Raw genomic sequence first — 10,567 nt, 5'->3', positions numbered from 1 at the left:
GTCTACTCCCTGGAGGAGACCGGCCAGGCCGCCCTCGACGTCCACCACAACAAGCACCAGGGCAAGGTCGGCGTGCTCTGCCTGGCCCCCGAGGAAGGCCTGGGCGTGCGCGACCACGAACTGCGCGAGAAGCACCTGCCCGCCATCAACCGCTTCCGGAACGTGTGAGACGGATCTGATGAGCGAACGTGTCCAGCGCGACCGCCCCTGGCTGATGCGCACCTACGCCGGCCACTCCACCGCGAGCGACTCCAACGCGCTCTACCGGCGGAACCTGGCGAAGGGCCAGACCGGCCTGTCCGTCGCCTTCGACCTGCCGACCCAGACCGGCTACGACTCCGACCACATCCTCGCCCGCGGCGAGGTGGGCCGGGTCGGCGTCCCGGTCGGCCACGTCGGCGACATGCGCACCCTGTTCGACGGCATCCCGCTCGAGCAGACCAACACCTCCATGACGATCAACGCCACCGCGATGTGGCTGCTGGCGCTCTACCAGGTGGTCGCCGAGGAGCAGGGCGCCGACATCGCCAAGCTCACCGGCACCACCCAGAACGACATCGTCAAGGAGTACCTGTCGCGCGGGACGCACGTCTTCCCGCCCGGCCCGTCGGTGCGCCTGATCACCGACATGATCGCCTACACGGTCGGCAACATCCCCAAGTGGAACCCGATCAACATCTGCAGCTACCACCTGCAGGAGGCCGGGGCCACGCCCGTCCAGGAGATCGCCTACGCGATGTGCACCGCCATCTCGGTGCTCGACGCCGTCCGCGACTCCGGCCAGGTGCCCGCCGAGCGGATGGGCGACGTGGTCGCCCGGATCTCCTTCTTCGTCAACGCCGGCGTGCGCTTCGTCGAGGAGATGTGCAAGATGCGCGCCTTCGCCCGGCTCTGGGAGAAGGTCACGCTGGAGCGGTACGGCGTCACCGACCCCAAGCAGCGCCGGTTCCGCTACGGCGTCCAGGTCAACTCGCTCGGCCTGACCGAGGCCCAGCCGGAGAACAACGTCCAGCGGATCGTCCTGGAGATGCTGGCCGTCACCCTCTCCAAGGACGCCCGCGCCCGCGCCGTCCAGCTGCCCGCCTGGAACGAGGCGCTCGGCCTGCCCCGCCCGTGGGACCAGCAGTGGTCGCTGCGGATCCAGCAGGTGCTGGCGTACGAGTCGGACCTGCTGGAGTACGGCGACATCTTCAACGGCTCCGAGGTGATCGAGGCCAAGACCGCCGCGCTACTGGCCGGTGCCGAGGCGGAGATCGCCAAGGTGCTGGAGATGGGCGGGGTGATCCCGGCCGTCGAGTCCGGCTACCTCAAGTCCAACCTGGTCGCCTCGCACGCCTCCCGCCGGGCCCGGATCGAGTCCGGCGAGGACAAGATCGTCGGCGTCAACTGCTTCGACACCACCGAGCCCAGCCCGCTCACCGCCGACCTCGACACCGCGATCATGGTCGTCGACCCGGCCTCCGAGCAGTCCGTGCTCGCCGCCCTGGAGGCCTGGCGCGGACAGCGCGACGAGGCCGCCGCCCAGCAGGCGCTGGCCGAGCTCAAGACCGTCGCCGGCACCGAGGCCAACCTGATGCCGGCCACGCTCGCCTGCGCCCGGGCCGGCGTCACCACCGGCGAGTGGTCCTTCGCCCTGCGCGAGGTGTTCGGCGAGTACCGCGCCCCCACCGGCGTGGGCGGCGCGCCCGTCGCGGTCGCCGCCGAGCCCGGCGGGGAGCTGGAGCAGGTCCGCGCCGCCGTCGCCGCCACCGCCGCGGAGCTGGGCGCCGGCAAGCTGCGCCTGCTGGTCGGCAAGCCCGGCCTCGACGGGCACTCCAACGGTGCCGAGCAGATCGCCGTACGTGCTCGCGACGCCGGGTTCGAGGTGGTCTACCAGGGCATCCGGCTCACCCCGGAGCAGATCGTCTCCGCCGCCGTGGCCGAGGACGTGCACTGCGTGGGTCTGTCCATCCTCTCCGGCGCCCACGGCGAGCTGGTGCCGGACGTCCTGAAGCGGCTGCGCCGCGCCGGGGTGGAGGATGTTCCGGTGATCGTGGGTGGCATCATCCCGGCAGCTGACGGCGAGGCCCTCAAGGCCGCCGGCGTCGCCGCCGTGTTCACCCCGAAGGACTTCGGCATCACCACCATCATCGGCCGGATCGTGGACGAGATCCGGCTGGCCAACAAGCTCCAGCCGTGGACGTCCGCACCGACCGCGGCCACGAACTGACCGGCTGACCAGCTGACCACTGGGAAGGAACCGAACCACCCTCATGACTAACGTCAACCGCCTGCGCCCGCGCCGCTCCTGCCTCGCCGTACCGGGCAGCAACCCGCGCTTCCTGGAGAAGGCCCAGGGCCTGCCGGCCGACCAGGTCTTCCTCGACCTCGAGGACGCCTGCGCCCCGCTGGTCAAGGAGAGCGCCCGCCACAACATCGTCGACGCGCTGAACAACGGTGACTGGGGCAACAAGACCCGCGTCGTCCGCGTCAACGACTGGACCACCCACTGGACCTACCGCGACGTGATCACCGTGGTCGAGGGCGCCGGCCCCAACCTCGACTGCATCATGCTGCCGAAGGTCCAGGACGCCGAGCAGGTCAAGGCGCTCGACCTGCTGCTCACCCAGATCGAGAAGACCATGGGCTTCGAGGTCGGCAAGATCGGCATCGAGGCGCAGATCGAGAACGCCAAGGGCCTGATCAACGTCGACGCCATCGCCGAGGCCTCGCCCCGGCTGGAGACCATCATCTTCGGCCCCGCCGACTTCATGGCGTCGATCAACATGAAGTCCCTGGTGGTCGGCGAGCAGCCGCCCGGCTACAACGCCGACGCCTACCACTACATCCTGATGCGCATCCTGATGGCCGCCCGCGCCAACGACCTCCAGGCGATCGACGGCCCCTACCTGCAGATCCGCAACCAGGAGGGCTACCGCGAGGTCGCCGGGCGCTCCGCCGCCCTCGGCTTCGACGGCAAGTGGGTGCTGCACCCGGACCAGGTCGCCGCCGCGAACGAGATCTACTCGCCCTCGCAGCAGGACTACGACCACGCCGAGCTGATCCTCGACGCCTACGACTACTGCACCTCCGAGGCGGGCGGCGCCAAGGGCTCCGCGATGCTCGGCGACGAGATGATCGACGAGGCCAGCCGCAAGATGGCCCTGGTCATCGCGGGCAAGGGCCGGGCCGCGGGCATGCAGCGCACCACCAAGTTCGAGATCCCGGAAAGCTGAGGGCCTGAGCCATGCAGTTCGGACGCACCTACGAGGAGTTCGAGGTCGGCGCGGTCTACAAGCACTGGCCCGGCAAGACGGTCACCGAGTACGACGACCACCTCTTCTGCCTGCTCACCATGAACCACCACCCGCTCCACATGGACACCAACTATGCGGAGAAGACGACGGACTTCGGCAAGAACGTCGTAGTGGGCAACTACATCTACTCGCTGCTGCTCGGCATGTCCGTCCCGGACGTCTCCGGCAAGGCGATCGCCAACCTGGAGATCGAGTCGCTGCGCCACGTCGCGCCGACCTTCCACGGCGACACCGTCTACGGCGAGACCACCGTCCTCGACAAGTGGCCGTCCAAGTCCAAGGACGACCGGGGCATCGTCTACGTCGAGACCAAGGGGTACAAGCAGGACGGCACGGTCGTCTGCGTCTTCCGCCGCAAGGTGATGGTGCCGACCGCGACGTACATCAAGGAGCGCGGCGGCGAGCAGCCCGGGCGCCCCGAGCCGCTCTCCTGAGCCCCACCCCTATATAGGGACCCGTTCCACATATAGGGACCCGTTCCACCCAGACCCCGGACGGGGAGGCCGCCGTCATCGGCCGACCCCCACCCGGTCGGGGGCCCTGCTGCCGCAGCCACGCCGGCAGGGCCCCCGGAAATCCCCCCCCCCGCCCTCTTCAGACATTCCGGAGCCGCACGATGGGACGCCTCGCACAGACCGACGGCCTCACCGAGATCCAGCGGGACATCCTCGCCACTGTGCGGGATTTCGTCGACAAGGAGATCATTCCGGTCGCGACCGAGCTGGAGCACAAGGACGAGTACCCGACCGCCATCGTGGAGGGCATGAAGCAGCTCGGGCTGTTCGGCCTCACCATCCCCGAGGAGTACGGCGGCCTCGGCGAGTCCCTGCTCACCTACGCCCTGGTGGTCGAGGAGATCGCCCGCGGCTGGATGTCGGTCTCCGGCATCGTCAACACCCACTTCATCGTGGCGCACATGATCAACGCCCACGGCACCCAGGAGCAGAAGGACTACTTCCTGCCGAAGATGGCCGCCGGCGAGATCCGCGGCGCCTTCTCGATGTCCGAGCCCGGCCTCGGCTCCGACGTTTCGGCCATCTCCACCAAGGGCGTCAAGGACGGCGAGTTCTACGTCCTCAACGGCCAGAAGATGTGGCTCACCAACGGCGGCACCTCCACCCTGGTCGCGGTCCTGTGCAAGACCGACGAGGGCGGCAACACCCCGTACAAGAACATGACCACCTTCCTGATCGAGAAGACGGCCGGCTTCGGCCCGAACCCGACCGTCCCCGGCCTCACCGTGCCCGGGAAGATCGAGAAGATGGGCTACAAGGGCGTCGACACCACCGAGCTGGTGCTGCAGGACGTGCGGATTCCGGCCGACCGCATCCTCGGCGGCGTCCCGGGCCGCGGCTTCTACCAGATGATGGACGGCGTCGAGGTCGGCCGGGTCAACGTCGCCGCCCGCGGCTGCGGCGTCGCCCGGCGCGCCTTCGAGCTCGGCATCTCCTACGCCCAGCAGCGCTCCACCTTCGGCAAGAAGATCGCCGAGCACCAGGCGATCCAGTTCAAGCTCGCCGAGATGGCCACCAAGGTCGAGGCCGCCCACCAGATGATGGTCATGGCCGCCCGTAAGAAGGACAGCGGCGAGCGAAACGACCTCGAGGCCGGCATGGCCAAGTACCTGGCCTCGGAGTACTGCAAGGAGGTCGTCGAGGACGCCTTCCGGATCCACGGCGGCTACGGCTTCTCGAAGGAGTACGAGATCGAGCGCCTCTACCGCGAGGCGCCGATGCTGCTCATCGGTGAAGGAACTGCGGAGATCCAGAAGATGATCGTCGGGCGTCGGCTCCTCGAGGAGTACAAGATCGCCGAGTGACGACCGGTCTCCCGCCCGAGCGCGGGACCACCGAGTGATTGCGGGGCCGCCCGGATTGACGGGCGGCCCCCTCCGAACCGCCGGTCGACGGGCGTGCGGGCCCGTCCCGGCAGAGTGCCGTGTCCCGTCACGGGCCCGGTCTGGTCCGCCAGGGTCCGGCACGGCCTCCGGAAAGCGGTCGCAGGGCGTACAGCTGCAACGACGCGCCCTGCGGCCGCTTCCGTACACCTTCTTCCGACCGCCACGGGCCGTGTCCCCCACCGGGTTCCGTGCGCCCACCTGTTGAGACAAGAGTCACCAGCCGTGTCCGGTCCCTTGGGAACCGGACCGGGGGGAGCTACGGTCGTAGAGGCGGGACGCGTGCACGCGCTCCCACCGGACACATGAACGAGCAGGCGGGTTGCCCACCCACCGTGTGCTCCCGATAGCATCCACCGGGACAGCAAGCCGTCCCTCTATTACCGATCCCGCGGTGGCCCCCGTCCAGCGGCCATGATCCCCCGCGACAAAGGTCTTCGATGCCCATCAGCCCGTCCCCTCACACCTCCGTCACGGACCGCGATGCCCTCGCAGCCCCGACGGCCGGTCGGCGACCCCGCGTGACCATCGCGCGCGGAGCCACCCCCTGGTTCGTCCCCACCCTCGCCACGGCCGCCGTGACCACCGCCCTCACCCGGCGCAGCGGCAAGTGGGCCCTGGCGGCGGTACCGGCCTGTGCGCTCAGCGCGGGCATGCTGTGGTTCTTCCGCGACCCCGAGCGTGAGATCGGCACGGGCAGAGTGATCTCCCCCGCCGACGGCGTGGTGCAGAGCATCGACGCGTGGCCGGACGGCCGCACCCGGGTCGCGATCTTCATGAGCCCGCTGAACGTCCACGTCAACCGCGCGCCCCTGCCGGGCACGGTGACGTCGGTCGAGCACGTCGCGGGCGGTTTCGTGCCGGCGTTCAACAAGGACAGCGACCAGAACGAGCGGGTCGTCTGGCACTTCGACACCGAGCTCGGCGACATCGAGATGGTGCAGATCGCGGGGGCCGTGGCCCGTCGCATCGTGCCGTACGTGGCCGCCGGAACCAAGGTCGAGCAGGGCGACCGGATCGGCCTGATCCGGTTCGGGTCCCGGGTCGACACCTACCTGCCGGCCGGCGTCGAGGTCGGCGTCGAGGTCGGCCAGAAGACCACAGCCGGGGTGACGCGCCTTGACCGTGACTGATCCTGAGACAATCGTCGGCCTGGACGACGAGGAGACGGCCCTGCGCCGCCGCCGCTGGGCGCGCGACCGCGAACTGCGCGCCCCGCGCTCCCCGCAGCACCTGTCCACCGCCGACTTCCTGACCCTGGGGAACGCCGTCTGCGGCTTCCTGGCGATCTACTCGATCACCACCGGGGTCCTGATCCCGCACATCACCAACCCGGACGCCGCTCCGGACCGGCACAGCGCGGCCACCGCCGTCACGCTGCTGCTGATCGGCTCGATGTGCGACCTCTTCGACGGCCTGGTGGCGCGGAAGCTCCGCTCCTCCGCCCTCGGAGCGGAACTCGACAACCTGGCCGACCTGATCAGCTTCGGCATCGCGCCGGCCTACTTCGTCGCGGTCTGGGGCATGGTCTCGCAGGGCTCCAACCGGACGCTCTCGGCGCTGATCGCGCTGACCGTGCTGCTCGCGGTCGTCCTGCGGCTGGCCCGCTTCTCGGCCGTCAAGATGCGGCCCGGGGTGTTCCAGGGGATGCCCTGCCCGATGGGCGCGATGACGGTGATCGCCATCGTGCTGCTCGACCCGCCGTTCCTGCCCGGTCTGCTCGCCATCTTCGGCGCGGCGTACCTGATGGTCAGCCGGATCGAGTACCCGAAGCCGCAGGGGCTGCTGGCCACCGCGACGCTCTGCTGGGTCGTCGTGGCGATCGGCTGCCTGGCCGCCTGGGCGACCGGGCTGCCCGGTGGCGACACGCTGATGCACGTCGGCGCGTTCGCCCAGATCACCCTCGCCGCGATGGCGCCGCTGCTGGTCATCCGGCGCAAGGTCGGGCAGAAGGTCGGCGACGTCCGTGCCCGGCGGGCGGAGTCGCGGCTCGGCTGAGTCCGCTTTCGCGATGTGGGAAGGGCCCGGAACCTGACGGTTCCGGGCCCTTCTTCGTTCGGTGTTCCCTCACGTCTTCGTTCGGTGTTCCCTCACGCGCCGCCGGTGTGGACGCTGAAGGCGGAGCGGCGGGCCGCCCGGGCCACGCCCGGGTCCGGGTGCACGCCGGAGACCGCCGTCAGCACCGAGGCCGCCCGGGGGTGCCCGGACTGCCGGGCACGGGCGAACAGCCGCACCGGGTCGCCCGCCGAGGCGCCCTCGACGTGGCCCACCAGCAGCTCAGTCTCACCGTGGTCCAGCACCGCGGCCGCGGTGTCCACCCACAGCCAGGCCGCGTCCTCGGCGCCCAGCACGTCCGCCGGGGAGACCCCCTCGTCGGCGCGCTCGGCCAGCCACAGCAGCGCGTACGGGCGCAGCACCGGCTCGTCCACCGACGCCCGCACCGCCTGCTCGGCGGGACCGCCGGCCACCCGCAGCGCCTCGAAGGCCAGGCCGCGCACCAGCGCGTCGTCGCCCTGGGCGGCGTCCAGCAGCTCGGCCACCGCGCGGTCCGCCGGGCGGGCCGCCACCCAGGCGCGGAACTCGGCCCGGGCCGGGCCCGGCGAGTAGTCCGCGCAGGCGTTCAGCAGCTCGAAGGCGCTCTGCTCGATGTGCCCGGCCGCGGTCTGGGCGACCGTGCAGATCTCCTCCAGCTTCGCCCGAACCGCCCAGTGGCCCAGCGGGGACAGCTCAGCGGCATCGTTCCTGCGCACCACGGCGCCGACGGCCGCCAGGCCGTCCAGCATCCAGTCCAGGACGGCGGCCACGTCCGAGGGCGCGGCCGGGGTGTCGATCTGCGGCGCCCGGCAGGTGCCGCGGACGGCGGACACCGCCGAGGCGGCGTGCGGCACCGGCGACAGGCCCGGGTTGCCGAGGCCGGCGCCGACCCGGCGCTCGTCCAGACCGCGGCGCAGCAGCTCCAGCAGTTCGCTCTCGGCCACCGGGCCGTCCACCAGGTGCAGGAAGGACAGCAGCTGCGGGGCCTGGTCCACGGCCTGACCGGCCAGGACGGCGAACACCCCGCGCAGCGCGGCGGGCGGCACCGGGGCGAGCAGCGTCCAGGCGTCGAACAGGCCGGACCAGCCGCGCACCACGGCCTCGTCGTCGTGCTCCCAGGCGTGCAGGCGCCAGCCGGGGCCGGCTCCGCCGTCCCGGGCCTCCACCAGGCCCACCAGCAGTGCCTGGCCCCACGCCTTGGCAGCGGCGCCGGCCGTCATGGCCAGCGCCCGGCCGGCCGCGCGGGCGTCCTCCGGGAGCAGCTCGCCGCGCTTGTCGACCTCCTCCAGCTCCCCGGCCCAGCGGGCGATCCGCACCGCGTCCACCAGCATCCGGCGGGCCAGCGGCGCCAGCTCGGCCGGTGCGGGGAAGCCCTCCGGCACGGGAACCCGGCCTCGGCCGGGCGCCGGCGCGGGCCCTCGTCGCCGGGGTACACCGGCCCCGCCCGGCCTGCCACCGGAGGGCCGGTGGGCCGTACCGGGGAGACGGGTCACCGTCGCACCGGTACCGATCGTCGGCGGGAGCGGGGCATCACGGTCGCGCGGGTTCCGAGACGTCACGTCGAGCAGTCTTCCCCTTGCACGGGCCTTCTGTCACATCCGGTTGTCCGTACGACCGCTCGACCCGGGACGGCACCTCCGCAAGATCGGGCAACAGTGGCAAACCGCCTGGCTGGAAACGTGTGGCGGGGTCATGCCAGGGGTGCGGCTGGGCGTCGCGCTGGCCGTTCGGGCGATCACGCTCCGTCATGCTCCGCGTGGGAATCGGGGGTTCCGGATCGGCGGGGGTGGGTGCGGGCGGAAGCGGAGGGCCGGGATCCGGCCAGGTGGCATGTGCCTGATGGGTGGTGGCGGTGCACCAGAAGTCGGCGGGGCCGACTTTCGGTGCGGTGGGCGGGCGAACGACTTGCCGTCGTTCGGGAGCAAATTGTGTCCCTAATGGCGCGTGGCGTTCGATGGGCGGCCGAGGACCTGTGAATTCGTGGATCCGTGGATCCGTGGATTCAGAGCAGCGGGGTGAGCCAGCGCCGGAGGAGTTCGGTGTAGTGGTCGGGGGCCGAGTTCCACAGGGCCGCGTGCTCGGCGCCCGGGAAGCGCTGGAGGTTCACCACGTCCTGGCGGGCGGCGGCCAGGCGCTGCACGGTGCTGAACGGCGCGATCCGGTCGTCCGGGCTGTGCAGCACGAGGGTGGGGACGCGCAGGTCCGCGCCCTCGGCGAGGCGGGAGGAGTCCGCGAGGTCCACGCCGGTGCGGCCCTGCGCGGCCAGCGCGCCCAACTCGGCGGCGACACCGGTGAAACCGGCCCGGGCGGCGTCGCGGCGAGCCGCGTCCGGGAGGTCGAGGACCGGCGAGTCCAGGATGATCCCGCTGATCGCGTGCGCCCAGGCGGAACGAGCCGCGGTCTGCAGGACCGTGGTGGCGCCCACCGACCAGCCGTAGAGGATCACCCGGCCCGCGCCACTGTCGAGCGCCAGCCGCACCGCCGACTCGACGTCGCGCCACTCGGTCTCGCCGAAGTGGCTGTAGCCGTCCGGCGCGGCGGGGGCGCCCTCGTCGCCGCGGTAGGTGACGGCGAGGGCCGGCAGGCCGAGGCGGTGCAGCGTGGGCAGCACCGGGAGGGTCTGCTGACGGTCGGCCTCCGGACCGTGCACCAGGATCACCCAGGTGCCGCGCTTGCCCTCGAGCCGCCAGGCGGGAAGCCGACCGAGCTCGCCCTCCGCGGCGGTGGCGGTGAAGGCCAGGCCGAGCGCCGTGGTGGGGTCGCCGAGGTGCACGCGCGGGGTGAAGCGGACCTCGGCGCCGGGCGTCAGGGTGCCCCGGTCGGCCCGGACCAGGCGCCGGGTGACGCCCTGCTCGTCGCTGTGCAGGATCTCCTGGACCACCGCGTGACCGCCGTCCTCCCACTCGACGGCCCAACGGCCGGGCCGCAGGCTCTCGGGGCGGCGGCTGAAGGTGACCCGGCCGGCGGCGAGGCTGTGCACCACCACGGGCCCGGCCTCCGGGCCGGCCGGGCCCGGCCTCGGGTGGACCATCCGCTCGGAGGCCCGGCGGCCGATCACCAGGACGGCGGCCCCGGCCCCGACGGCGGCGGCCGCCACGACGGCTGCGGTTCCCCAGCGCATTTCGTTCCCCGCTCTGTTTCACGGACGGGACGGTGTTCGAGCACCAGTTCACCGGGGGGCTGCGGGGGTGGCCACTGGGCTGGGCCGTTCGGGTGGGTTGGGGTTTGGGTGGGTTGGGGTTTGGGGGTGGGGTGGGCTCTCGGGAGGGTGGGTGGCCGGGGCGGTTCCGGGGGTGGCCGCTCCGGGGGCTGGATGATTTTCCGACTGCCGACTCTGTGG

General features: G+C 71.6%; 8 protein-coding genes and 1 pseudogene. 7 read left to right on the top strand and 2 right to left on the bottom strand.

Annotated features, from left to right (window positions below; genetic code table 11):
• The 7 genes and pseudogenes from ACWCYO_RS39130 to ACWCYO_RS39100 all read left to right on the top strand — a co-directional run.
• Positions 1–168 (top strand): annotated as a pseudogene (locus ACWCYO_RS39130) (crotonyl-CoA carboxylase/reductase); the annotation flags it as partial.
• A 10-nt stretch (positions 169–178) separates the two neighbouring features.
• Positions 179–2,209 carry a protein meaA gene (locus ACWCYO_RS39125; RefSeq protein ID WP_270143127.1) on the top strand — a complete coding sequence of 677 codons (2,031 nt, stop codon included), beginning with the start codon at positions 179–181 and terminating at the stop codon, positions 2,207–2,209.
• Positions 2,210–2,252: 43 nt separating this feature from the next.
• A complete protein-coding gene (locus tag ACWCYO_RS39120; RefSeq protein ID WP_270143129.1) occupies positions 2,253–3,215 on the top strand; it encodes an HpcH/HpaI aldolase/citrate lyase family protein in 963 nt (320 codons plus the stop codon).
• An 11-nt stretch (positions 3,216–3,226) separates the two neighbouring features.
• Positions 3,227–3,730 (top strand): MaoC family dehydratase, encoded by a 504-nt coding sequence (locus ACWCYO_RS39115; RefSeq protein ID WP_270143131.1) that lies wholly within the window; start codon positions 3,227–3,229, stop codon positions 3,728–3,730.
• A gap of 182 nt (positions 3,731–3,912) precedes the next feature.
• Positions 3,913–5,115, top strand: coding sequence for an acyl-CoA dehydrogenase family protein (locus tag ACWCYO_RS39110; RefSeq protein WP_270143132.1), 1,203 nt, complete (start codon positions 3,913–3,915; stop codon positions 5,113–5,115).
• 518 nt (positions 5,116–5,633) lie between these two features.
• A complete protein-coding gene (locus tag ACWCYO_RS39105) occupies positions 5,634–6,326 on the top strand; it encodes a phosphatidylserine decarboxylase (protein WP_270143134.1) in 693 nt (230 codons plus the stop codon).
• Positions 6,313–7,191: a CDP-alcohol phosphatidyltransferase family protein gene (locus ACWCYO_RS39100; RefSeq protein WP_030285592.1), complete on the top strand. Its 879-nt coding sequence runs from the start codon at positions 6,313–6,315 to the stop codon at positions 7,189–7,191. Before ACWCYO_RS39105 ends, ACWCYO_RS39100 begins: the two co-directional genes overlap by 14 nt.
• 92 nt (positions 7,192–7,283) lie before the next feature.
• Here ACWCYO_RS39100 and ACWCYO_RS39095 read toward each other — a convergent pair whose 3' ends face one another.
• Both ACWCYO_RS39095 and ACWCYO_RS39090 read right to left on the bottom strand, forming a co-directional pair.
• Positions 7,284–8,609 carry a hypothetical protein gene (locus ACWCYO_RS39095; protein ID WP_270143136.1) on the bottom strand — a complete coding sequence of 442 codons (1,326 nt, stop codon included), beginning with the start codon at positions 8,607–8,609 and terminating at the stop codon, positions 7,284–7,286.
• Positions 8,610–9,229: 620 nt separating this feature from the next.
• Complete coding sequence (locus ACWCYO_RS39090; RefSeq protein WP_270143138.1) at positions 9,230–10,348, bottom strand: alpha/beta hydrolase family protein; 1,119 nt, start codon at positions 10,346–10,348, stop codon at positions 9,230–9,232.
• Positions 10,349–10,567: the final 219 nt, after the last annotated feature.

It is taken from the genome of Kitasatospora sp. NPDC001683, assembly GCF_053596495.1.
The sequence above is the reverse complement of the archived record's forward strand: the minus strand, read 5'-3'. Positions and strand labels throughout refer to the sequence as shown.

What these genes read in the sequence shown, in the direction of transcription:
- ACWCYO_RS39120 (WP_270143129.1), top strand. Translation starts at nt 2,253, where the DNA reads ATGACTAACGTCAACCGCCTGCGCCCGCGCCGCTCCTGCCTCGCCGTA.
- ACWCYO_RS39110 (WP_270143132.1), top strand. Translation starts at nt 3,913, where the DNA reads ATGGGACGCCTCGCACAGACCGACGGCCTCACCGAGATCCAGCGGGAC.
- ACWCYO_RS39090 (WP_270143138.1), bottom strand. Translation starts at nt 10,348, where the DNA reads ATGCGCTGGGGAACCGCAGCCGTCGTGGCGGCCGCCGCCGTCGGGGCC.
- ACWCYO_RS39125 (WP_270143127.1), top strand. Translation starts at nt 179, where the DNA reads ATGAGCGAACGTGTCCAGCGCGACCGCCCCTGGCTGATGCGCACCTAC.
- ACWCYO_RS39105 (WP_270143134.1), top strand. Translation starts at nt 5,634, where the DNA reads ATGCCCATCAGCCCGTCCCCTCACACCTCCGTCACGGACCGCGATGCC.
- ACWCYO_RS39115 (WP_270143131.1), top strand. Translation starts at nt 3,227, where the DNA reads ATGCAGTTCGGACGCACCTACGAGGAGTTCGAGGTCGGCGCGGTCTAC.